The organism is Actinocorallia longicatena, from assembly GCF_039534125.1.
In the GTDB taxonomy this organism is placed as follows: Bacteria; Actinomycetota; Actinomycetes; order Streptosporangiales; family Streptosporangiaceae; genus Actinocorallia; species Actinocorallia longicatena.
Genome location: NZ_BAAAUV010000017.1, coordinates 68,375 through 90,989, shown reverse-complemented (window position 1 = coordinate 90,989; position 22,615 = coordinate 68,375). Strand labels below are relative to the sequence as shown.

The 22,615-nt window shown below is 72.1% G+C and carries 19 protein-coding genes; 5 read left to right on the top strand and 14 right to left on the bottom strand.

Translation table 11 applies throughout. The features are described from left to right. Positions 1-89: 89 nt before the first annotated feature. Both purH and purN read right to left on the bottom strand, forming a co-directional pair. On the bottom strand, positions 90-1,652 hold the full coding sequence (gene purH, locus ABD785_RS28175) for a bifunctional phosphoribosylaminoimidazolecarboxamide formyltransferase/IMP cyclohydrolase (RefSeq protein ID WP_344834193.1): 1,563 nt from the start codon (positions 1,650-1,652) through the stop codon (positions 90-92). Then, positions 1,649-2,284 carry a phosphoribosylglycinamide formyltransferase gene (purN, locus tag ABD785_RS28170; RefSeq protein ID WP_344834190.1) on the bottom strand — a complete coding sequence of 212 codons (636 nt, stop codon included), beginning with the start codon at positions 2,282-2,284 and terminating at the stop codon, positions 1,649-1,651. The genes purH and purN overlap by 4 nt, the downstream gene beginning before the upstream one ends. 174 nt (positions 2,285-2,458) lie before the next feature. Between purN and ABD785_RS28165 the strand changes: the two genes are divergently transcribed. Beyond that, positions 2,459-2,860 (top strand): hypothetical protein, encoded by a 402-nt coding sequence (locus ABD785_RS28165; RefSeq protein WP_344834187.1) that lies wholly within the window; start codon positions 2,459-2,461, stop codon positions 2,858-2,860. 21 nt (positions 2,861-2,881) lie between these two features. Here ABD785_RS28165 and ABD785_RS28160 read toward each other — a convergent pair whose 3' ends face one another. Together ABD785_RS28160 and ABD785_RS28155 are read right to left on the bottom strand one after the other, a co-directional pair. After that, positions 2,882-4,570: a cell division protein PerM gene (locus ABD785_RS28160; RefSeq protein ID WP_344834184.1), complete on the bottom strand. Its 1,689-nt coding sequence runs from the start codon at positions 4,568-4,570 to the stop codon at positions 2,882-2,884. A 122-nt stretch (positions 4,571-4,692) separates the two neighbouring features. Then, the gene (locus ABD785_RS28155) at positions 4,693-5,304 is read right to left on the bottom strand and encodes an LUD domain-containing protein (RefSeq protein ID WP_344834181.1); all 612 of its coding nucleotides are present in this window, start codon (positions 5,302-5,304) and stop codon (positions 4,693-4,695) included. A gap of 139 nt (positions 5,305-5,443) precedes the next feature. Between ABD785_RS28155 and sigJ the strand changes: the two genes are divergently transcribed. Continuing rightward, entirely contained in the window at positions 5,444-6,337 is an 894-nt protein-coding gene (sigJ, locus tag ABD785_RS28150; RefSeq protein WP_344834179.1) for an RNA polymerase sigma factor SigJ, read from the top strand. 56 nt (positions 6,338-6,393) lie between these two features. On the opposite strand, the gene sucD is transcribed toward sigJ, so the two are convergent. Together sucD and sucC are read right to left on the bottom strand one after the other, a co-directional pair. Continuing rightward, positions 6,394-7,281, bottom strand: coding sequence for a succinate--CoA ligase subunit alpha (gene sucD, locus ABD785_RS28145; RefSeq protein ID WP_344834176.1), 888 nt, complete (start codon positions 7,279-7,281; stop codon positions 6,394-6,396). Continuing rightward, positions 7,281-8,465, bottom strand: coding sequence for an ADP-forming succinate--CoA ligase subunit beta (gene sucC, locus ABD785_RS28140; RefSeq protein ID WP_344834173.1), 1,185 nt, complete (start codon positions 8,463-8,465; stop codon positions 7,281-7,283). The genes sucD and sucC overlap by 1 nt, the downstream gene beginning before the upstream one ends. Positions 8,466-8,683: 218 nt before the next feature. On the opposite strand from sucC, the gene ABD785_RS28135 reads away from it, so the two are divergent. After that, positions 8,684-10,057: a glycoside hydrolase family 15 protein gene (locus ABD785_RS28135; protein ID WP_344834170.1), complete on the top strand. Its 1,374-nt coding sequence runs from the start codon at positions 8,684-8,686 to the stop codon at positions 10,055-10,057. A 38-nt stretch (positions 10,058-10,095) separates the two neighbouring features. On the opposite strand, the gene ABD785_RS28130 is transcribed toward ABD785_RS28135, so the two are convergent. The 5 genes from ABD785_RS28130 to ABD785_RS28110 form a co-directional block, all read right to left on the bottom strand. Continuing rightward, a complete protein-coding gene (locus ABD785_RS28130) occupies positions 10,096-11,292 on the bottom strand; it encodes an MFS transporter (protein ID WP_344834167.1) in 1,197 nt (398 codons plus the stop codon). A gap of 6 nt (positions 11,293-11,298) precedes the next feature. Further along, positions 11,299-13,038 carry a tetratricopeptide repeat protein gene (locus tag ABD785_RS28125; RefSeq protein WP_344834164.1) on the bottom strand — a complete coding sequence of 580 codons (1,740 nt, stop codon included), beginning with the start codon at positions 13,036-13,038 and terminating at the stop codon, positions 11,299-11,301. Between the two features lie 72 nt (positions 13,039-13,110). Then, positions 13,111-13,950, bottom strand: a complete 840-nt coding sequence (locus ABD785_RS28120; protein WP_344834161.1) for a serine hydrolase — start codon at positions 13,948-13,950, stop codon at positions 13,111-13,113. Positions 13,951-14,040: 90 nt separating this feature from the next. Then, positions 14,041-14,901 carry a serine hydrolase gene (locus ABD785_RS28115; RefSeq protein WP_344834158.1) on the bottom strand — a complete coding sequence of 287 codons (861 nt, stop codon included), beginning with the start codon at positions 14,899-14,901 and terminating at the stop codon, positions 14,041-14,043. Between the two features lie 63 nt (positions 14,902-14,964). Further along, positions 14,965-15,390 carry an SRPBCC family protein gene (locus ABD785_RS28110; protein ID WP_344834155.1) on the bottom strand — a complete coding sequence of 142 codons (426 nt, stop codon included), beginning with the start codon at positions 15,388-15,390 and terminating at the stop codon, positions 14,965-14,967. Positions 15,391-15,586: 196 nt separating this feature from the next. Between ABD785_RS28110 and pcrA the strand changes: the two genes are divergently transcribed. Together pcrA and ABD785_RS41400 are read left to right on the top strand one after the other, a co-directional pair. Continuing rightward, positions 15,587-17,818: a DNA helicase PcrA gene (gene pcrA, locus ABD785_RS28105; RefSeq protein WP_344834152.1), complete on the top strand. Its 2,232-nt coding sequence runs from the start codon at positions 15,587-15,589 to the stop codon at positions 17,816-17,818. Positions 17,819-17,939: 121 nt separating this feature from the next. Further along, entirely contained in the window at positions 17,940-19,205 is a 1,266-nt protein-coding gene (locus tag ABD785_RS41400; RefSeq protein WP_425547830.1) for a pentapeptide repeat-containing protein, read from the top strand. Positions 19,206-19,441: 236 nt separating this feature from the next. Here ABD785_RS41400 and ABD785_RS28095 read toward each other — a convergent pair whose 3' ends face one another. The 3 genes from ABD785_RS28095 to ABD785_RS28085 form a co-directional block, all read right to left on the bottom strand. After that, on the bottom strand, positions 19,442-20,755 hold the full coding sequence (locus ABD785_RS28095) for an LCP family protein (protein ID WP_344834146.1): 1,314 nt from the start codon (positions 20,753-20,755) through the stop codon (positions 19,442-19,444). Between the two features lie 78 nt (positions 20,756-20,833). Next, entirely contained in the window at positions 20,834-21,460 is a 627-nt protein-coding gene (locus ABD785_RS28090; RefSeq protein ID WP_344834143.1) for a LuxR C-terminal-related transcriptional regulator, read from the bottom strand. Continuing rightward, positions 21,457-22,593, bottom strand: coding sequence for an ATP-binding protein (locus tag ABD785_RS28085; protein WP_344834140.1), 1,137 nt, complete (start codon positions 22,591-22,593; stop codon positions 21,457-21,459). The genes ABD785_RS28090 and ABD785_RS28085 overlap by 4 nt, the downstream gene beginning before the upstream one ends. Positions 22,594-22,615 lie beyond the last annotated feature (22 nt).

The following is a 22,615-nucleotide window of genomic DNA, read 5'->3' as shown; positions in this document are numbered from 1 at the left end:
GACCTTCGCGAGAGTATCAACCCGCGCCCGCGAAACGTCCCATGATCAGCGAAAACGCCCCTCCCGCACGGGAGGGGCGTTCGCTTCTCTCAGTGGAAGAAGTGGCGGGTACCGGTGAAGTAGACCGTCACTCCGGCCTTCTCCGCGGCCTCGATCATGAGCTCGTCGCGGATGGATCCGCCCGGCTGGACGATCGCCGTGACACCCGCGTCGAGCAGGATCTCCGGGCCGTCGGGGAAGGGGAAGAAGGCGTCCGAGGCGGCGACGGACCCGGCCGCGCGCTCGCCCGCCCGGCTGACCGCCAGGTTGCAGGAGTCGACCCGGTTGACCTGGCCCATGCCGACCCCGACGGACGCGCCGTTCTTGGCCAGCAGGATCGCGTTGGACTTGGCGGAGCGGACGGCCCGCCAGGCGAACTCGAGGTCGGCCAGGACCTCGGGGGTCGCCGGGGTGCCGGTCTTGAGCTCCCAGCCGGACGCGGTGTCGCCGGGGGCGTCCAGGACGTCGGCGCTCTGGATCAGCAGCCCGCCGCTGATCGCCCTGGTCTCGGCGCGCGGCTCGCGCTTCAGCGGCTCGCAGACCAGGACGCGCAGGTTCTTCTTGGCGGTGAGGATCTCCAGCGCCTCCGCCTCGTAGGACGGCGCGACGATCACCTCGGTGAAGATGCCGTCGAGCTGGCGGGCCAGGTCGGCGGTGACCTCGCGGTTGGCCGCGATCACGCCGCCGTAGGCCGAGACCGGGTCGCACTCGTGCGCCTTCAGGTGCGCCTCGGCGATGGTGGCGCCGACCGCGATGCCGCACGGGTTGGCGTGCTTGATGATCGCGACGGCGGGGGCGTCGAAGTCGTAGGCGGCGCGGTGCGCGGCGTCGGTGTCGACGTAGTTGTTGTACGACATCTCCTTGCCGTTGAGCTGCTGCGCTCCGGCGAGGCCGCCGCCGGAGGCGTCGGTGTAGAGGGCCGCGCGCTGGTGCGGGTTCTCGCCGTACCGCAGGGTCGCCGAGCGCTCCCGGGTGACGCCCGTGAAGTCCGGCCAGCCGGTCTCCTGAGCGACGGCGTCGGGGGCGTGGACGCTGGCGAACCAGGAGGCCACGGCGACGTCGTAGGAGGCGGTGTGAGAGAACGCGGCGGCGGCCAGGCGGCGGCGGGCGTCGAGGTCGAACCCGCCCTCACCGACGGCCGCCAGGACCTCGCCGTAGGCCGCGGGCGACACGACGACGGCCACCGACGGGTGGTTCTTCGCGGCGGCGCGGACCATGGTCGGCCCGCCGATGTCGATCTGCTCGACGCACTCGTCGGGGGCGGCCCCCGAGGCGACGGTCGCGGTGAAGGGGTACAGGTTGACGACCACGAGGTCGAACGGCTCGACGTCGAGGTCGGCGAGCTGCCGGACGTGGTCGTCGAGGCGGCGGTCGGCGAGGATGCCCGCGTGGACCTTCGGGTGCAGGGTCTTCACCCGGCCGTCGAGGCACTCGGGGAAGCCCGTCAGCTTCTCGACCTTCATCACCGGGACCCCGGCCTCGGCGATCCTCGAGGCGGTCGAGCCCGTCGAGACGATCTCGACCCCGGCGGCGTGCAGGCCGCGGGCCAGCTCCTCCAGACCGGTCTTGTCGTACACACTGACCAGGGCGCGCTTGATGGCGATGCGGCTCACCGGGAGCTTCCTTCCTCGTTACAGCTCTTGCACTTCATGGAGAGATGCCGGTCACTGCGGCGGGTCCAGCCGTCGCGGGCGAGCCGCCCGATGACGTCGATGAACAGACGGCGCTCGACGACCTTGATCCGCTCATGGAGCGTCTCCTCGTCGTCGTGCCAGCGCACGGGGACCGTCTCCTGCGCGATGATCGGCCCGGTGTCGACGCCCGCGTCCACGAAGTGGACCGTGCAGCCCGTCAGCTTCACGCCGTAGGCCAGCGCGTCCCTGACCGCGTGCGCGCCGGGGAAGGCGGGCAGCAGGGCGGGGTGGGTGTTGACGGTCGTGAAGGCGGCCAGGAACTCCGGGCCGAGGATCTTCATGAACCCGGCCGAGATCACGAGGGCGGGCTCGTGCTCGGCGGTGGCCGCGGTCAGCGCCGCGTCCCAGGCCGCGCGGTCGGCGAAATCGGGCACCGGGACGACGAACGTCGGAATTCCCGCCGCCTCCGCCCGCGACAACCCGGCGATTCCGGGACGGTCCGCGCCCACGGCCACCACCCGCGCACCATAGGCTGGATCCGCGCATGCGTCGAGCAGCGCCTGTAGGTTTGTCCCCGCGCCGGAGACGAGGACGACGAGCCGGGCGGACACCGGAAGGACTCCCTGAAGGAAGAAACGGCGATCCAAGGGTCCTCCCCTGGATCTTCGGCGGATGTTTCCGCCGGTCCGCAGCTTATCGGCACCTTGGCGATTCCTCCGAAGCAGGTACCTCAGACAGCGGCTTTGTTGGAGACATCCCCAAAGGGATGTGGGTTAGGGAGAACCGTGGTTAACGATCAGCGTCAGGCCGTCGACCGGTCCGGGGTGAAGGCCCTCTGGCTGGGCCTGGGCTCCCTTCTGCTGGCCCTCTTCTGTGTTCCGCTTCCCCTCGGCGTCGTGGTGGGGATCATCGCGGTGGTCGTCGGGCTCCGGGCGCGGAAGCCGGGCGTCAAGGTGCCGGGAGCGGTCGCGGGCATCGTGTTCGGCGTGATCGGGACCGTCATCTCCGCGATCATGTGCACCGGCGCGGTGTACCTCTGGTCGGAGATCAACGGCTACCAGAAGTGCACCAGCACCGCGAACACGAACACCGACGAGGACGCCTGCAAGGACATCTGGCTGCCGAAGCTGGAGAAGAAGCTGCACGTCCCCGAGGGCACGTTCACCGACCACAAGGACCTTTTCTGAGTGGCGAACGTCACGCTCTGATCAGGGCTCGCGGCGTCGCAGGATCGGCTCGGACTCCACGAACGCGAACGGATCGGCGTTCGGGGGCCTGCGCGGTGCGGGAGCCGGGGGCTCCGGCTCCTCCTCGACGGCCGGAGCGGCCGCCGCCTCGCGCTTGAGGCGCCGCCGCTCGGCCCGTTCGCTCTCCGGCCGGTCGCGCAGCAGCCACCAGTTGGCGATCCAGGCCGCGCACGCGGCGGCGAGGCCGACCTCCAGCGCGGTCAGCAGCCCGATCTGCCAGGGCGAGGGCCCCATCGTGGCCATCCTGCCGCCGCCCAGCGGTCCGCCGGACAGCGCCGCGAGCACGAACATCACCCCACCGGTCGCCACCCCCGACACGAACCCCCACAGGGGGGCCGCCTCCGGGACGGTGCTCGGCATGGCCCGCACGACGAGCGTCCCGCCGACGGCGCCCGCCGCGAACGGCGCGAGCAGGGCCAGCAGCGACAGCAGCGGCGCGGGTCCCGGCTGCGGGAGCGCGGCGAGCGGCGGGAACGACGGCAGCGCGCCGAGGAACACCCCCGTCGGCGAGACGCTCGTCCCCGCGCCCACGCTGAACCCCGGTCCCACGGCGAACGCCATCCCCCAGATGACCGCGTTGGGCAGGTAGGCGATCTCGACGAGGATCAGCAGCGCACCGCCGACGGCGCCCGGCGCGAGCAGCGCGTAGACGTCGCCCGCCTCCCGGTGGTGCAGCGCCAGCGACGATCCGATCAGCAGCGCCCCCGAGGCGATGAGCACGGCCATCGCCCCGAGGAGTCCCATCACGACCGACCGGGGCCGGTCGGGCAGCAGCCGCAGCAGCGCCCCGACCCCCGACCGCACCTTGCCGCGCGAGGCAGACAGCGCCCGCGCCGCCCCGAGCCCTCCGGCCACGAACGCCAGCGAGAAGCAGGCCACGAACGCCTCGCCCGGCGACGGCCGGAGCGCGGGCGTCCGGGCGATCAGCGCCAGCATCACCGCGAACGTCGCGTAGGGCGCCGCCAGCAGCAGCGACACCTGCACGACCCCGACCCGCTGCCGGTACCGCGACTCGGCGGCCCGGATCACCCATCCGCCGCTGCGGTACAGCAGCCCGCCGGGCAGCAGGATCAGTCCCAGCGGCAGCAGGCCGACCCGGCCGCTCGGCACCGAGAAGCCGGCGTGGTGCGAGACCAGCCAGAAGTTGACGGCCGTCCGGAACACCCCCGGCAGCCCCTCCCCGAGCCCGGTCCGCGGCGCGGCGATCCACCCCACGAGCGTGACGGTCGTCAGGACGACGAGCCCCAGCCCCACACACCACGCGGCCCCCACCATCCCGGTGACGGCCAGCGGCCTCGCGGGCCCTCCGCCGAGGCCCCGCCGCGCCTCCCCGTCCGCCGGGGTCTTGGCCGCGGGCGGTCTCCCCTGCGCCGGCTTCCGCTTCTGCGCGGGCCGTCCCGATCCCTGGGGGCGCGGCCCGGCGGCACGGGGCCGCCCCGTGCCGCGTTCGGGCGGCACCCGTCCGGCCCGGTCGCCCGTCCCGCCCCGGGCCTGCGCCGGACGCCCCTGCCGCGGCACGGGCCTGCCGTCCCCCGACCCCTTGCGCGCCGCCCCTTCCCCCGGCTTCGGCTCGCCGCCCGCGGCTCCCCGGACGTCCCCGCCCTCCGCCGGACACGGCGACGGCACCGCCGCCGCCCTGGCATCGCGCACGACGCGCAGTCGACGGGGCTCTGGGGGCTGCTTGGCGTCACTCACCCGCCCATGCTGGCACCACCCCCGACCCCCCGCCGCCCCCCTGGCCCGGCGTGTCGCGTTCGCGCCTTACCTCACCCTCAGAAACCGGCGGGTTCCCTGAGCAGGAGGACGGTCGCCCGGCCGGGGCGGGGTTCGGCGTTGAGGACGAGGAGCCGGTTGACGGCGCTGGGGACGCCGTAGACGGCCAGGGCGCGGGCGTTCTCCAGGGGAAGGGCGTGCTCCTCGACGCGGCGGAGGGCGGTGGCGAGATCGGGGACGATCTTCTGCGCGCCGACGAGCCAGATGGCCCGGGCGGCGCCGCCGGAGTAGGCGGGGAGCTGGCTCCCGCTGCCGGAGGCGGCGACGAGGGAACCGGTCTCGGTGACGGCCGCCACGCTGCCGATCACGACGTCGGGGCAGGACGTCAGCCGCCGGATCTCGTCGGCCCGGGTGGCGCGGTCCATCGCCACGACGCGCGGCCGGACGGCGTCGTAGCGCCCCGAGGAGCTGATGTCGTCCTCGATGCCGGACAGGCGCAGTGTCTCGCTCGCCGAGGAGAACACGGCGGCTCCGGCGGGGATCAGCTCACGGACGCGCGCCCGCGCCGCCGCGACGTCGTCGAGGATCTCGACGGCGAAACCCCCGGCCTTCAGCGCCAGGGCGGTCCGCTCCAGGCTCTGCTCGGAAGCGGGATCGGTGAACGGGGACATGACGCCTCCTGTGACACGTTGACGGATACGTGAGCTCCGACGACGCGGCCGCCCGGAATGTCAGGCGTCCGTGCGGCCTCACCATCCGGCACCCTGGTCCGTCGGAAGGGAGAAGGTCGCCTGGGAAGAAGGAGACGCCATGACCCCGCAGGACGCGGTGATGGGAGAGCGACGGCAGCTGACCGGGCTCGCCTACCGGCTGCTCGGCTCGCTCGCCGACGCCGAGGACGTCGTGCAGGAGGCCTACGCCCGCTGGTACGCCCTGGCGCCCGCCCGGCGGGACGAGATCGTCTCCCCCGGCGCCTGGCTGACGACGGTCGCCAGCCGGCTCTGCCTCGACCAGCTCGGCTCCGCGCGGGCCCGGCGGGAGCGCTACGTGGGCGAGTGGATCCCCGAGCCGCTGCCCGGCCGCGCCGCCTGGACCGGCGGCCCCGCCGCCGACCCCGCCGACCGGGTCACCCTGGACGAGTCGGTGACGATGGCCTTCCTGGTCATGCTGGAGTCGATGACGCCCGCCGAGCGCGTCGCGTTCGTCCTGCACGACGTCTTCCGCTACCCCTTCGCCGAGGTGGCCGAGATCGTCGGCCGCTCCCCCGCGGCCTGCCGTCAGCTCGCCTCCTCGGCCCGCCGCCGGCTGCCGCCCGAGCCGGAGCCGGCCGTCCCCGCGGCCCGGTACGCCGCGACCGTCCGGGCGTTCAAGGAGGCCTGGCAGGCGGGCGACATCGCCGCTCTCATCGGCCTGCTCGACGAGGACGCGACGGCGACGGGCGACGGGGGCGGCCTCGTCAACGCCGTGTCCCCGCCGGTGGAGGGCGCCGAGCGGATCGCCCGCTTCCTGGTCGGCCTGGCCTCCGCCGCGCCGGACCTGGATCTGGAGGAACGCACCGTCAACGGCCGTCCGGGCCTGATCGGCCGCCTGGACGGCGCCGTCGCGGCCGTCTACGCCTTCCAGGTCACCGGGGGGCGGATCACCCGCATCTGGACGGTCCTCAACCCCGCGAAGCTCCGCCCCTGGACGGCGGGCGGGGAATGACAGAGGGGCCGCACCCCTGACGGGTGCGGCCCCCTGCGGTGAAGCCGGGAAGATCCTTAGAGGTTCTTCATGATCTCGCGCATGAGCCGCGCGGTCTCGGACGGGGTCTTGCCGACGCGGACGCCGACCTTCTCCAGGGCGTCCTTCTTGGCCTGGGCGGTACCGGCGGAGCCGGAGACGATGGCGCCGGCGTGGCCCATGGTCTTGCCCTCGGGGGCGGTGAAGCCCGCGACGTAGCCGACGACCGGCTTGGTGATGTGCTGCTCGATGTAGGCCGCGGCCCGCTCCTCGGCGTCGCCGCCGATCTCACCGATCATCACGATGGCATCGGTGTCCGGGTCGTCCTGGAACGCCTGGAGCGCATCGATGTGCGTGGTGCCGATGACGGGGTCGCCACCGATGCCGACGCAGGTCGAGAAGCCGAAGTCGCGCAGCTCGAACATCATCTGGTAGGTCAGGGTGCCCGACTTGGAGACCAGGCCGACCCGGCCCTTCGGGGTGATGTCGGCGGGGATGATGCCCGCGTTCGACGCGCCCGGAGAGGCGATGCCGGGGCAGTTCGGACCGATGATGCGGGTCTTGTTGCCCTTGGCGACGGCGTGCGCCCAGAAGTAGGTCGAGTCGTGCACCGGCACGCCCTCGGTGATCACCACGGCGAGCGGGATCTCGGCGTCGATCGCCTCGATGACCGCGTCCTTGGTGAACTTCGGCGGCACGAAGACGACGGACACGTCCGCGCCGGAGGCCTCGATGGCCTCCGTCACGGTGCCGTAGACCGGCAGGTCCTTGCCCTCGAGGGTGATGGTCGTCCCGGCCTTGCGGGCGTTGACGCCGCCGACCACGTTGGCGCCGGAGCGGAGCATGCGCGCGGCGTGCTTCGAGCCCTCCGAGCCGGTGATGCCCTGGACGATGATCTTGCTGTCTTCAGTCAGCCAGATGGCCATTACGCACCTACCGCGGCGAGTTCGGCGGCGCGGCGGGCCGCGTCGTCCATGGTTTCGACCTGCTCGACGCCCGGGAGAGCGGCGTCGTTGAGGATCTGGCGGCCGAGCTCGGCGTTGTTGCCGTCGAGCCGGACGACCAGCGGGCGGTCCACGCTCTCGCCCTTCGAGCCGAGCAGCTCGTAGGCGGAGACGATGCCGTTGGCGACCGCGTCACAGGCGGTGATGCCGCCGAACACGTTCACGAAGATCGACTTCACGGCCGGGTCGGAGAGGATGATCTCCAGACCGGCGGCCATGACCTCGGCGGACGCGCCGCCGCCGATGTCGAGGAAGTTGGCGGGCTTCGGCGAGCCGGCGAACTCCTCACCCGCGTAGGCGACGACGTCGAGGGTCGACATGACCAGGCCCGCGCCGTTGCCGATGATGCCGACGGTGCCGTCGAGCTTGACGTAGTTGAGGTCCTTGGCCTTGGCCGCCGCCTCGAGCGGGTCGGCCGCGTCCTTGTCCTCGAGCTCGGCCTGCTTCGGCTGGCGGAAGGCGGCGTTCTCGTCGAGCGAGACCTTGCCGTCGAGCGCGCGCACCTCGTCGGCGGCGTTGAGGATCAGCGGGTTGACCTCGACCAGCGTGGCGTCCTCGGAGACGAAGACCTTCCACAGCTTCTCGATGATGTCGGTGGCGCCGTCCAGGGCGACCTCCGGCAGACGCGCGGCGACCGCGATCTCGCGGGCCTTCGCGGCGTCGACGCCCTCGAGGGCGTTGATCGGGATCATGGCCAGCTGGTCGTGCGGCACGTCCTCGATCTCGACACCACCCTCGACGGTGGCGATGGTGAGGAAGGTGCGGTTCGCGCGGTCCAGCAGGAAGGAGAAGTAGAACTCCTGCTTGATGGCCGAGCCCTCCTCGACGAGGACCTTGTGGACCGTGTGGCCCTTGATGTCCATGCCCAGGATCTGGGTGGCCAGGGTCTCGGCCTCGGCGGCGTCGTCGGCGAGCTTGACGCCGCCCGCCTTGCCGCGGCCGCCGGCCTTGACCTGCGCCTTGATGACGACCTTCTTGTTGCCCGCCGCGAAAAGCTCCTCGGCGATGGCCCGCGCTTCGGCGGGCGTGGTGGCGACCTTGCCGGTGGGCACCGGTACGCCGTAGGAGGCGAAGAGTTCCTTCGCCTGATGTTCGAAAAGGTCCACGAGGGTGACGTCCTTAACGGATCGACGGGTGATCGACCGCACGTGCGGTAGTCACGGCGGTCCGCTCCGGCAAGAAAGCCTAGCCTCCCCCGGCCCGTGTGCTGGCCAGCGGGTCGCTTACTGATCAGTAGCCCTGGGTAGAGCACCTCGGAAGGGACGTTTGCCTGCGTTTGATGTACTACTAAGGGAAGTTCTGGGGAAGTTGGGGGAAAACGCCGGTGGTGCGACGCTGGGTGCGGCCTGTCGCGGCTCTGCTCACCGTGGCGGCCGTCGGGGCCACGTGCGCCTCCACCGACGGGCTCGGACAGGCCCGCTGGGACTCCCCCGGCCTGGTCGGAGGCGGTGGCTGGCCGTTCGTCTCGACCCCCATCAGCACCCTCGACGCACGTGACGCTTCTTACATTCCCGGCAGCTCCGCGGTCCGGCTCGCCGACGGGCGCGTCCTGGTCATCCCGCACGGCGCGAGCAACCCGGTCAAGATCTCCGAGAACGACCCGCGGGTGGCCTCCGCGGTGCGGGGCGACCGCGGCTGGCTCGAGGACGGGCTGATCCCCGGGCTCACCGCCGACCATCGCGACATGGCCTCCCGCGCCCTGCTCGACCTGCGGATGCTGACCGCGCCCTCCGGCGCGTCGACGGCGAGCTGGTACGGCATGTGGAACTACGTCTGGCCGCGTGACGCCGCCTTCCACGCCGCCGCCTTCGCCGCCACCGGCCATCTGGTCGAGGCCCGGCGGATCCTCGGCTTCCTCTCCCGGGTGCAGGGCGCCGACGGCCGCTGGGCCAGCCGTTTCCGCCCCGACGGCTCCCCCGCCACCGACGGCCGTCCCGTCCAGCTCGACGAGATCGGCTGGACGCTCTGGGCCGCCTGGTTCGTCGCCAGGTACGACCCCGCCGCCACGGCCTACCTGCCGATGGTCGAGAAGGGCGCCGAGTGGATCGCGAGCCATCTCGGCCCCGACGGCCTGCCGCCCGCCTCGTCCGACTACTTCGAACGGTCCGTCTCGACCGAGCAGGAGCCGCGGCGTCCGACCCTCGGCGTCTCGGGGCCGCTGCTGCTCGGGCTCCGGGCGGCCGCCGACCTGTCGAGGGCGTCCCATCCGGACAAGGCCGCGCGCTTCCACACCGCCGCGACCACCCTGAGCTCGGCGATCACCCGCGAGTACGGCAGGTACGGCTATCCCCGCTCGCCCCTCCCCGGCGGCAACATGGACGCGAGTGTGACCTTCCTCGCACCTCCGTTCGCCCCGGCGGACCCGGCCGTCACCGCCGCCATCGCCAACGCCGCCGACCGCATGACGGTCTCCAACGGCGGGCTTCTCCCCGGCGAGAACTGGGGCGGCAACCGCACCCAGGCCTGGACCCCCGAGGTCGCCCTGTTCGCGCTCTCGGCCGTCTCGGGCGGCCGCGCCGACGAGGCCGTCTCCCGGCTCGACTGGCTGTCGGGCCACCGGACCTCGCTCGGCGTCCTGGCCGAGAAGGTCAACGACAAGGGCCGCACCGCCTCCGTCGCCCCCCTCGGCTGGACGGCCGCCACGGTCCTGCTGGCCCTGTCCGCCCAGAGCACGCCGCTGCCCGTCCCGCCCGCCTGAGTCACTCCTTCACGGTCACTCCTTCGCGGGTCACTCCTTCACGGGCACTCCTTCACGAGGCTCACCTGGGCGGGGAGCGGATCCACCAGCGCGGAGCGCATCGCGAGCAGGGCCGTGACGAGGTTGCCGAAGCCCGCCAGCAGGATCACCCGCTCGAAGCCGCCGAGCGGCTCCTCCAGCACCCCGCCGAGCAGGGCCGCCACCGGCATCGCCGCCCACGCGATCATCCGGCTGGCCCCGATGACCCGGCCGAGCAGGCGCGACGGGACCAGCCGGTGCCGGGTCGTGAACATCGCCACGTCCGCGAGGCCGCCCCCGGCGAACACCACCGCCCAGACCGTCCCGATCGCGACGGGACCGTGCAGGAGGGGCAGCAGCAGGACCCCCGCGCCCATGACGGCGTTCCCGCCGGTGATGAGCGTGCCGGGCCCGTACCTGGCCAGCAGCGCCGGCGCGGCCGTCGCGCCGAGCAGCAGGCCGAGCCCCTCCAGCCCGAGGACCGCGCCGACCAGCACGGGACCGAAGCCCTCGTAGTGCGACAGGTAGTAGACGACGTTGAACTGGACCGTGCAGATGCACAGGTTGAACGCGGCGAACGCCCACGCGGCCGTCCACAGGAACGGGCTGGCGCGCAGGAACCGCGCCCCCTCCGCCAGCCCGGCCCGCCGCCCGCCGGAAGGCCGCCGGGTGGGCCCGACGAGCGTCAGCAGCAGGGCGGAGACGAAGAACGTCGCGGCGTCGAGGTAGAGCGCGGGCCCGTAGCCGATCGTCACCACGAGCGTCCCGCCGAGGACCGGGCCGAGCAGGTTGAGGACGCTGTCGCCGCCGTAGAGGCGGGCGTTGGCGACCGGCAGCGAGACCTCGTCGACCAGCTCGGGCACGATCGCCTGGAAGGCCGGATGGTAGAGCGGGTCGACGCAGGCCAGCAGGAACGCCAGCAGGTAGATCACCCACAGCGGCGCGAGCCCGGCCTCCACCGCCAGGACGGCCGCCAGCGCCCCGGCCGCGAGGTCGCCGGTGACGAGCAGTCGCTGGCGCGGGAGCCGGTCGGCGAGCAGCCCGCCCGGCAGGAGCAGCAGCAGGTGCGGGCCGAAGGTGACGGCGTAGACCGCGCCGGTCTGGAGCGCCGAGCCGGTCAGGTGCAGGACGAACAGCGGCAGCGTCAGCCGGTACACCCAGTTGCCGAGGGAGGAGACGAGATAGGCCGAGAGCAGGAGCCAGAAGCGCCGTCCCATCGCCGGTCAGTCCGCCAGGGCTGCCCTGATCTCAGGGTCCGCCGGATCCAGTTCGGCCGCCCTGCGCAGATCCCGCTCCGCCTGGTCGGGACGGCCCGCCGCCCGGTGGGCCAGGGCCCGGTTGAACAGCAGCCCCGGATCCTCGCCGAGCTCCAGGGCCCGGCCCAGATCCGCGACGGCCTCCTCGGGACGCCCGTTCTCGAAGGCGAGGATCCCCCGCCCCGCCCACGCGACGGCCAGTGAGGGCGCCTGCTCCACCGCCCGGTCGAACGCCGCCCTGGCCTCGCGGTACCGTCCGGCGGCGCCCTCGATCTGGCCGAGCGTGCACAGCAGGTAGGGATTGCCGGGGTCACCGGCCAGCGCCTCGTCGACGTCGCTCCTGGCCAGCTCCGGCTCGCCCAGCGCGACCAGCAGCCCGGCCCGGTTGGCCCTGGCGTCCGTCAGCGACGGGTCGAGTTCGAGTGCCGTGTCGAGGTCCTGGAGCGCGCCCTTGAGGTCCCCGCGGGCGAACAGCACCTCGGAGCGGTTGTAGTGGGCCTCGGCGAACGGGGGCCCGACGGCCAGCGCGGTGTTGTAGTCGGCCAGCGCCTCGTCGTGGCGCCCGGCGGCGAACAGCAGGTTCCCCCGGTCGACGTAGTAGTCGGGATAGCCGGGATCGGCGGCGACGGCCGCGTCGAGGTCCTCCAGCGCGCCGTCCCGGTCGCCGGTGAGGATCCGGAGCTGGGCCCGGTTGACGCGCAGGACCAGCCGGTGGATCGGCTGGGCGCCCGGCGGGAGCGTCGCGGCCAGCCGCATCGACTCCTCGACCAGCTCCATGGCCGCGTCGAGGTCGCCCCTGCGGGCCATGATGAGCGCCTTGCCGTTGAGGTCGAAGCCGAGCTTGACCGCCCGGTTCTCCGGGTCGGGCAGCAGGTCGGACAGGGCGATCGCGAGGTTGACCCAGCCGAGCGCGCCGTCGAGGTCGCGCCGCTCCCGCAGATGGTGGCGGGTCAGCAGCATCGCGCTGGTGTAGGCCATCGTCGAGTGCCGGGACGGGTCGGTCGTCAGGGCACGGGCCGCCTTGAGGACGGCCTCGGCCTCCTCCTCGCGCTCCAGCGCCCCGAGCGCCACGGCGAGATGGTGCACCAGGTTCCACCAGACCTCGGATCCGCCGGCGGGATCCTCCAGGGCGAGTCCGAGCCTCGCGAGCTCGATCACCGCATGGTGGCAGCCGCGGTCCAGGCACCACTCGGCGGCGTCCTGGTGGTCCGCGGCGTCGCCCGCGTACCAGCGCACCGGGCCGTCCGCCCGCGGGCGGGGCGCGGGCCCGGCGGCCTCCTCCAGGGAGAAGGCCGGGGCGCGCCTGGCCAGCGCGGCGAGGACCTCGCGGTCGGCCGGATCGGCCTCGGGCAGCTCGGACACGACGAGCAGGAGGGTCTCGCTGAGCGCCGCCAGGACGTCCCGGACGAACGCCGCGAAGCCGTTCGCGATCCGCAGGGTCCGCTGCGGCGCGGGCACGAGGATCCGCTCCGAACGGTCGGCGCTGGCCGCCAGCGAGTCCCGCCGGACCGGAACGTCCAGGTCGGGGGCGACGGCCCGCAGCTCCAGGTCGTGTTCGGCGATCACCGGCGCGGGCGCGAGCGGCACCAGCACCCGGGCCAGGGCCGCCGCGACGGTGTACGGGCCACCGGCCCGCCGGTCGGCTGTGGTCTCGACGCGCAGCAGCACGGCCTCCGAGGATCTTGGCGCGAAAACGCCACTATCCACCGCGTCCCCGAGAATCTCCAAAGCTCTGACCGGACCCGGACAGCAAGTCAGAGGGCTGCAAGGAGGCCCGGGTCAGGCCGCGCGGAGGGCTCCGGTCGTCATCCGGGCGAGGTGCTCGACCGTCTCGATCCCCGCGGCCATCGACGGCTGCTCCGCGCTGAGGACCGCGATCAGGAAGTCGTGGCCGTGGCCGGTGATCCTGCCGACCGAGTTGATCGCCCAGCCGGTGCCCTGGTAGCGCAGGGGCGTCCAGCCGTTCTTGAGCGCCACCCGGTCGCCCGGACGGGCCGCGGCGCTGACGCCCCAGCGCTGGCTCGGCGTCACCGACCCCATCAGCTCCAGGGCGTAGGCCCGGCTGAGGCTGGGGATCGGGCCGCGCGCCGTCAGGGTCTTCAGCAGCGCCACCTGGTCGCTCGGGCACGTGCTGCTCGCCCCCCACTTGAGCTGGTAGGGAAAGGTGCAGCGCAGCCCGAACCTGGCGTTCGCCGCGCTCAGCCCGGTGCTGTCGCCGACGATCCGGTAGAGGGCGTCGGCGGCGATGTTGTCGCTGAACCGGATCATCCGGCGGGTCAGCCGCCGCTCCCGCTGACTGAGCTTGATCCCGGTGAGCAGCCGGGCGAGCAGGATGTCGACCTTGGCGACGCTCGCCACGACGTACCCCTCGTCCTCGCGGTAGCCGAAGGTGGTGCCGCCGCGCAGATCCGTCACCTGGAGCGACGCCCGCCCCTCACGTCCCGCGAGATAGCGGTGGACGGCCTTGCGCAGCTTCGGGAAGTGGTCGACCTGGACGGGCCGCCGCGCGGGGGTCGCGGCCACGTTCCTGACCGGCTCCTGCGAGCCCGGGACCGGCGTGGCGCAACCGGTGACGGTACCCGCACCGACCAGCAGAAGACACACGAGGACATGGCGCATGCGCCCAGGAAAGCGCCCCGTGACCCGCGCCGCCCGCAAGCCCGGCCAACCTTGGCGGTGGCTTGACCCGCCTATGGCCCGATTCGATGATCAGCGCAGCCCGCCGACCGCGATCCGCGCCAGGCCCTCGACCGTCCGGACGCCCGTCTCCATGGACGGCTGCTCCGCGCTGAACACCGCGACGAGGTAGTCGTGGCCGTGCCCGGTGATCCGGCCGATGCTGTGCACCGACCAGCCGCTGCCCTGGAAGCGCACCGGGGTCCAGCCGTTCTTGTTCGCGACCCGGTCGCCCCTGCGCGCCGCCGCCCCGATCCCCCAGCGCTGGTCCGGGGTGACGGTCTCCATCAGGTGCAGCACCCGGCGCCGTTCGGCCGCGCTCAGCGGACCCTTGTCACCGGCGAGGAAGCCGAGGAGCTTCACCTGGTCGTCCGGATCCGTCCGGGTCGCGCCCCAGACCGTCGGGAACGGGACGGTGTGGTTCAGCCCGAGCCTGCGGTCCACCCGGCCCATGCCGGGGCCGCGCCCGGCGAGGCGGTAGAGGGAGTCGGCGGCCGTGTTGTCGCTGTGGCGGATCATCTGCCCGGCGGTGCCCCACGGGACGCGGCGGTCCTGGGCGAGCAGGCCGACGAGGATGTTGACCTTCATCACGCTGGCCGTGATGTAGCGCTCGTGCTGGTGGTAGCCGAAGGTCGCGCCGGTCCTCAGGTCGCGGACCATGACCGACGCGCGTCCCGGCCTGGTCTTCAGGTAGCGCTCCACCGCCTCGCGCGGGGATTTGCGCACCGGCGCGGCCGCCGCGGGCGCAGGGGGCACCGAAGTCGCCGGGGACACCGCGGTCCCCGGGGAGAGGGTACGGACCGCCTCCACCGGGACGGCCGTCCTGACCGGCGCGGCGGAGCCGCCGCACCCCGAGAGAAGGACCACGGTCGACAGGGCCAGCAGACGCCTCATGCCGTCCAGGAGACCCCGCCGCGACGATCACCGCCACGAAGGCGGGCGCGCTTTTACCCAGGATTAATGCGCAGGACAGCCGGGCTTGCACCGGGAGGCGTGCCCGGCCAGCAGCTTCGCCAGCGTTCTCGTCGCGAACCGCAGCACCGCCCCCGCGCCCGGCCCCTCCCCCGACGCCGCGTACTCGATCTCCGTGCCGCCGTTCTTCGGCGTCAGCCGCACGTCCGCCCGGTAGTTCCTGATCGGGGTGAAGCCGATCATCACATAGGCGTAGTGGGTGGACGGCTCGTAGGCGACGACCTTCTCCTTGACCGGGAAGATCGCGCGCACGGCGCCGACGCCGTTCGGATCGGGCGTGCCGGCCGTGGCGCGCCGCGCCCGTGCGACGGACAGCCGCATCCAGACCGGCCAGGCCTCGGCCACCGCGAGGTGGCGGAAGACCGCTTCGGGCGAGGCGGGGGAGAACACTGTGGCGGAGGCAGAGGGCATGCCCGCGACTGTAAGGCCACGCTTATTACCCGACAAGAGGCCCCCGCCGTGAGCTGAAGCACGGGACGTGGCCCGCCCGTTCCTCGCTCTGCTCGGGACGTGGCCCGCCCTTTCCTCGCTCTGCTCGGGACGTGGCTCACCGCTTTCCTCGCTCTGCTCGGAAAGTGTCCCCGGCCGCCCGTAGACTCGGTGGACGATGTCGACTGCAACCTCACACCCGCTCCTTGACGGTCTCAACCCTCAGCAGCGCGCCGCCGTGGTCCACTCCGGCGGGCCGCTGCTGATCGTGGCGGGGGCCGGATCCGGGAAGACCAGGGTCCTCACGCACCGGATCGCCTACCTGCTCGGGGAGCGGGACGTGCATCCCGGGCAGATCCTGGCGATCACGTTCACCAACAAGGCGGCGGGCGAGATGAAGGAGCGCGTCGACGCCCTCGTCGGGCCCCGCTCCCGGGCCATGTGGGTGATGACCTTCCACTCGGCGTGCGTGCGGATCCTGCGCCGCGAGGCCTCGCGGCTGGGCTTCCCCTCGTCGTTCTCGATCTACGACCAGGCCGACTCGCAGCGCCTCATGGCGCTCGTCTGCCGGGAGCTCGACCTCGACCCGAAGCGCTACCCGCCGAAGTCGTTCTCCACCCAGGTCTCGAACCTGAAGAACGAGCTGATCGACTACGAGACCTACAAGACCCGCGCCTCCACCCATCTCGAGCAGACCCTCGCCGAGGCGTACGAGATGTACCAGGCCAGGCTCCAGCAGGCCGGCGCGATGGACTTCGACGACCTGATCATGACCACGGTCGCCGTCCTGCAGATGTTCCCCGACGTCGCCGAGCACTACCGGCGCCGGTTCCGGCACGTCATGGTCGACGAGTACCAGGACACCAACCACGCCCAGTACGAGCTGGTCCGCGAGCTGACCATGCCCGTCGAGGGGCTCGGCGGCGCCGAACTGTGCGTGGTCGGTGACGCCGACCAGTCGATCTACGCCTTCCGCGGCGCGACCATCCGCAACATCCTCGAGTTCGAGCGCGACTACCCCGACGCCACGACGATCCTGCTGGAGCAGAACTACCGCTCCACCCAGACCATCCTGTCGGCCGCCAACGCGGTGATCGAGCGGAACGGCAACCGCAAGCCCAAGCGCCTCTGGTCCGACCAGGGCGAGGGCGAGAAGATCACCGGTTATGTGGCCGACAACGAGCACGACGAGGCGGCGTTCGTCGCGGCCGAGATCGACCGGCTCGGCGACAACGAGGGCGTGAAGCCCGGCGACGTCGCCGTCTTCTACCGTACCAACGCCCAGTCCCGTGTGTTCGAAGAGGTCTTCATCCGGGTCGGGCTGCCCTACAAGGTCGTCGGCGGCGTCCGGTTCTACGAGCGCAAGGAGATCCGCGACCTGCTCGCCTACCTCCGCGTGCTGGCCAACCCCGAGGACGCCGTCTCGCTGCGGCGCATCCTCAACGTGCCCAAGCGCGGGATCGGCGACCGTGCCGAGGCCTGTGTCGAGGCCCACGCGGCGCGCAACAGGATGTCGTTCTGGCAGGCGCTGCGCACCCCCTACGACGTGCCGGGCATGGCGACCCGCTCGATCAACGCGGTCTCCGAGTTCGTGACCCTGCTCGACGAGCTGCGCGCCATGGTCGGCTCGCACTCCCCCGCCGAGATCATCCAGGCGATCCTGGTGAAATCGGGGTACCTGGCCGAACTGAGGGCGTCCAAGGATCCGCAGGACGAGACCCGCATCGAGAACCTCCAGGAACTCGAGAACGTGGCCCGCGAGTTCGAGGGCATGTCCGCCGACCGCGACCCCGAGGATTTCCAGCCGCCGAACGAGCTGACGGCCTTCCTGGAACGCGTCTCGCTCGTCGCCGACGCCGACCAGATCCCCGACGACGGCGAGGGCGTCGTCACCCTGATGACCCTGCACACCGCCAAGGGCCTGGAGTTCCCCGTCGTCTTCCTGACGGGCCTCGAGGACGGCGTCTTCCCGCACCTGCGCGCCCTCGGCAACCCCAAGGAGCTCGAGGAGGAGCGCCGCCTCGCCTATGTCGGCATCACCAGGGCCCGCGAGCGGCTGCACGTCTCGCGCGCCTCGATGCGCAGCTCGTGGGGCGCCCCGCAGATGAACCCGCCGTCGCGGTTCCTCGGTGAGATCCCCGACCCGCTCCTGATCTGGGAACGGCTGGGGGCCACGAACGGCACCCCGGCGATGGCGTCCCTGGCGTCCCGGCCCGGCGTCCGCTCGCCCGGCAACCGGGTCGTCCCCACCCTCACGGCGGGCGACAAGGTCACCCACGACTCCTTCGGCCTCGGCACGGTCGTGGCGGTCGACGGCGCGGGCGAGAAGGCCGCCGCCTCCGTCGACTTCGGCGGCGACTACGGCGTCAAGCGCTTCGTCCTGCGCTACGCCCCCATCGAGAAGCTCTAGAGAACGCGTACGGGCCCCGGCGAGACGCTCGCCGGGGCCCGTACGCGTTGCCAGTTGTTCGCAGGTCGCCGGGTTATTCGTAGATGGTGGGGTTGCGGCGCTGCTCGGCGATGCGGATCTCGTGGTTGGACGGCAGGCGGAGCGGGCCCGACGGGTGGCCGGGGGGCAGCTCGGGCGCCGGTCCGGCCTCCTTGAGCTCGCGCAGCCAGTCGACCGTGCGCTCGTCGCGCTCCCGCTCGGCCTCGCGCGAGGAGGGCGCGGGGGCCGGGCGGCGGGGACGGTCCAGGGTTCCGGAACGGTGCCCGGGCTGGGGGGCGCGGCCGGGAACCGGCGCCTGGGGGGCCGCGGGCTGCGGCGGTCCCTGCGCCACCCGGTGGGTGCCGCTCTGCACGATGCGGTTCTGCGCGGTGCGGGTCTGAGCGGTGTTGTTCTGCGCGGTGTTGTTCTGCGCGGTGCTGATCTGCCCGGTGCGGCCCTGCGGAGCGTGGCTCTGCGGGGCGCGGTCCTGCTGCGGCACGGGCGTGCCGTGGTGCAGGCGCTCCGGACGCTCGAAGCGCGGCAGCGAGAACACCGCGATCAGGGCGAGCCCGACGCCGATGCACTGGAGGCTGAGCTTCAGCGTGTCGGCGGGCCACGGCTCGCCGTACAGGAGCGTCGCCGCGACGAGCAGCTGGAGCTTGCCGATCACATTGACCGTGACGCAGATCATGACCAGGCGGCACTGCTGGAGGGCGACCTGGAGCAGCCCGATGCCGAGCCCGCCGGCGACCAGGAAGATCCAGACGTAGGGGCTGGTCAGGACGGCGTCGGGCCGGTCGGTCAGCAGCGAGGGGATGCCGAGGCCGAACGCCTCGCACGTTCCCAGCAGGACGCCGGCGCCGATGCCGTACGCGACGCCCGTCAGCGGGCGTCCGTGCCGGCTGTCGGTCTTGCGGTCCTGCACGCAGAACAGCCAGACGGGCACCGCCACGGAGGGAATGAGCACCGCGGCGAGCTTCCACAGCGGCGGATCCCCCAGCGCGCGCGACGGTTCGACGGGGACCTCGAACCCGTGCGAGGTGATCAGGCCGGACGAGACGGCCAGCGCGACCATCGCGAAGACCGACAGGGCGACCGCCCGCCACTCGCGCGGGCTCAGCCTCTCCCCGAAGATCGAGGTGGCGACGAACAGCAGCGGCGGCAGCGCCAGCAGATAGGTGACGAACAGCAGCGATACCGGGGCGTGCCCGACCGCCAGATAGGCCACGCCGGTGCCGGACATCAGCACCACGAGGCAGACCAGCCACGTCGCCGACGACAGCAGCTCGCCCGCCGTCTTCAGCGGGTGGCGGGCCGACAGCCGGGGGAACCTGGTTCCGGCGATCTTGAACAGGACGAACGCGACTAGGTATACGGCATGGGTGGCGCAGGCGAACACGATCTTGTCCACGAGGCGCTCCTCCGGGGAAGTGGGTGGGCCAGAGGGACGGTTACCACATGGTCACACGTTCCCCCTGCCCCCCTCTTGTCAGCTTCGCCTGGAATCGCATCGCGTTTTAGCCGATCTGCTCAATCTTCTACGAACCACGGCCCGGTTCCCCCACCGGATCGGTCCGGATTCGCGCACTTCGGCGCGCGTCCCGGTCAGGTGCAGAGATCGGCGAGGGACTCCTCGTCCTTCTTCTTGACGGCGGAGACATGGGCGGTGGCGGCGACCGGGTTGAGGGTGGAGTCGACCTTGTCCTGGATGAAGTCCCAGTCGGGGTTCGCGGTGCTGATCAGCGGGGGGATGAACTGAACGCTCTTGACGTCCAGGCCCTTCTCCTTCTGGGACAGCTGGACCAGGGCCGGGAGGAGGTCGCGCGGGATGTCGGTGGAGACGGCGCGCTTGGCGGCCGAGGCGATCTGGTTGAAGCGGGTGAGGACCGTCATCGGGTCGGCCTGCTGTTCGAGGCCGTAGAGCAGGCACTTCTGGCGCGACATGCGGGCGTAGTCGCTGCTGCCGGTGCGGGTGCGGCCGAACCAGAGGGCCTGGTCGCCGGTGAGCCTGCGGGTGCCCGCCCTGATCAGGCCCTCGTCGTTCCTGCCGTAGACGAGATCCTCGTCGATCTTCACCGTGATGCCGCCGACGGCGTCGACGAGCTGGGCGAAGCCCTTCATGTCGATCATCGCGTAGTAGTCGATCTCCAGCCCGAGGATGCCGCCGACCGTCGCCTTGAGCAGGGTCTCGCCGCGCTCGCCCGCCGGGACGCCGGGGACGATGTCCGGGTGGTCCTCGGCCCACTGGTAGACCTCGTTGAGCAGGGCGGGCGTGCCCTCGGTGCCGTCGCCGGCGAAACCGTCGGGGAAGGCCGCCCTGGACGCCTCGGTCGGCATCGGGACGTCCTCGAGGTTGCGGGGCAGCGAGAACAGGGTCGTCTTCCCCTTCTCGGTGTCGAGGCTGGCGACCGTCATCGAGTCGGTCCGCACGCCGGGACGGCCGGGGGCCGCGTCCGCGCCGATCAGCAGGAGGTTGACGCGCTTCTTGCCCTTCCACGCGTCGGACCCCGAGGAGGAGGCGAACACCGAGGTCACGACGCCCTTGGAGGTCTGGGCGAGCTCGGCGGCCCTGGCCAGCGGCAGCGCCACGACCAGGCTCATCACGACCGCGGCGATCGCGGGCAGGATCCGCCCCCTGGACGTCGCGGGCCGCACGACCCAGAAGGCGCTGAAGATCACTCCGACCCACAGGACCGCGACGGCCGCGAGCACGATGCTCAGGGCGTCCAGCCAGCGGGGCTGGACCAGCCACACGGCGACCCGGTCGCGCATCGGCCCGGCCAGCACCCCGGCCCCGGCCAGGAGCGCGATCTCAAGCCCCAGCAGCAGCGCTCCGAAGCGGCGCAGGCCGGTCGCGAACTGGGCCAGCCCCCACACGAAGGCCGATCCCACCACGAGTCCCAGGCCACGCCATGTCACAGAAGGTCCCTCTCACACTACGGATCTCCCAACATACCGTGACATTTTCGTTATCTTGCCGGGAGCCCGGAAGGTCCCTCAGACGAGGCGGCGGGCGGCCGCCCAGCGGGAGAGCTCGTGCCGGTTGGAGAGCTGGAGCTTGCGCAGGACGCTGCTGACGTGCGTCTCGACCGTCTTCACCGAGATGAAGAGCTCCTTGGCGATCTCCTTGTAGGCGTAGCCGCGGGCGATCAGGCGCAGGACCTCGCGCTCGCGGGCCGTGAGCTGGTCGAGCTCCGGGTCGATCGCCGGGGCGTCGGAGGCGGAGAAGGCGTCCAGGACGAATCCGGCCAGCCGGGGCGAGAAGACCGCGTCGCCGTCGGCCACCCGGCCGATCGCGTCGGTGAGCTCGGGACCGGAGATGGTCTTGGTGACATAGCCGCGGGCCCCGCCCCTGACCACGCCGATCACGTCCTCGGCGGCGTCGGAGACCGACAGGGCCAGGAACTTGGTGTCCGAGGGGAGCACCCGGCGCAGCACCTCGACCCCGCCGCCGCCCGGCAGATGGACGTCCAGGAGGACGACCTCCGGCTTGGCGGCCTTGATCACCGTGACCGCCTCGTCGACGTCGGCGGCCTCGCCCACGACCTCGATCGTCGGGCCGAGTTCGGCCTTGACGCCCGTCCTGAACATCTGGTGGTCGTCCACCAGTACGACGCGTGTCACTTCTTGAGCTCCAGTCTGATCTCGGTGCCCTCGCCCGGCGCGGACTTCACGCGGGCGGTGCCCCCGTGCCGTTCCATCCGCCCGATGATGCTGCCTCGGACACCCATTCTGTCCTCAGGGACCCCGCCCTGGTCGAATCCCTTGCCGCGATCGCGGACGAAGATCTCCAGCTCGTCCGCCTCGACCTCGGCGTAGACCGAGATCGACGGCGCCCCGCTGTGCTTGGCCGCGTTGACCGTCGCCTCCCTGGCGGCCTGGATCATCGCGCTGATCCGGTCGTCGAGCTCGCAGTCGCCCACGCAGACCACGTCGATGGGGATGCCGTGGGCGTCCTCCACCTCGGCGACGATCTCCTTGACGGCCGCGGCGAACATCTGCGTCGAGTCCGACTTGGGCTGGTAGAGCCAGGCCCTCAGCTCGCGCTCCTGCGACCGGGCCAGCCGGGCCACCTCGCGCGGATCCTGGGCGTTGCGCTGGATGAGGGTGAGGGTGTGCAGGACCGAGTCGTGGATGTGGGCGGCGACCTCGGCCCGCTCCTGCGACCTGATCCGCTCGCCGCGCTCGGCGTCGAGGTCCTGCCAGAGCCGCACCAGCCACGGGGTGATGATCACGGTGACGCCCGACAGCACGATCGCGGTCGCCAGCAGCACCTGGGGGATCTCGGCCGGCTTCACCTTCTGGGCGAAGAACCCGCCGATGCCGCCGATCACCAGGACCGCGCCGAGCAGGCTCCGCCACCACATGCCCTTCGGCAGGACGGTCCAGCGTCCGCGCTGCTCCCGGTCGGCCTGCTGCCAGAGGATCGTCGCACCGACGCCGATCACCAGGACCGGCCAGATCGCGACCTTGGAGATGCCGGAGATGCCGAAGGCCGCCGCGAGACCGCCGTAGAGCAGGCCGTAGGCGACGAGCTGGGCGTAGTCGCGGGGCTTGCCCGGCTCGTCCGCCCGCGGGGCGAGGACCCAGAAGGCGACGTAGGCCACGATGCCGGGCCCCGCGGCCATGAGCAGGACGAAGGCCAGCCTGACCCAGAGTGTCTCCAGGCCCAGGTGCGCGGCGAGACCGCGGCACACACCGGCGATGAGCCGGTCGTCCCTGCGGCGCTCGAACCGCGGAGGGGTGGGAGACGTCATGCTCAGATCGTCACACTCTTTG

Bases quoted from the DNA above. Each gene is read 5' to 3' on its own strand.
- sucD (WP_344834176.1), bottom strand. From the start codon at position 7,281: ATGGCCATCTGGCTGACTGAAGACAGCAAGATCATCGTCCAGGGCATC.
- ABD785_RS28115 (WP_344834158.1), bottom strand. From the start codon at position 14,901: ATGAGGCGTCTGCTGGCCCTGTCGACCGTGGTCCTTCTCTCGGGGTGC.
- sigJ (WP_344834179.1), top strand. From the start codon at position 5,444: ATGACCCCGCAGGACGCGGTGATGGGAGAGCGACGGCAGCTGACCGGG.
- ABD785_RS28110 (WP_344834155.1), bottom strand. From the start codon at position 15,390: ATGCCCTCTGCCTCCGCCACAGTGTTCTCCCCCGCCTCGCCCGAAGCG.
- ABD785_RS28130 (WP_344834167.1), bottom strand. From the start codon at position 11,292: ATGGGACGGCGCTTCTGGCTCCTGCTCTCGGCCTATCTCGTCTCCTCC.
- ABD785_RS28155 (WP_344834181.1), bottom strand. From the start codon at position 5,304: ATGTCCCCGTTCACCGATCCCGCTTCCGAGCAGAGCCTGGAGCGGACC.
- pcrA (WP_344834152.1), top strand. From the start codon at position 15,587: ATGTCGACTGCAACCTCACACCCGCTCCTTGACGGTCTCAACCCTCAG.
- ABD785_RS28085 (WP_344834140.1), bottom strand. From the start codon at position 22,593: ATGACGTCTCCCACCCCTCCGCGGTTCGAGCGCCGCAGGGACGACCGG.
- ABD785_RS28120 (WP_344834161.1), bottom strand. From the start codon at position 13,950: ATGCGCCATGTCCTCGTGTGTCTTCTGCTGGTCGGTGCGGGTACCGTC.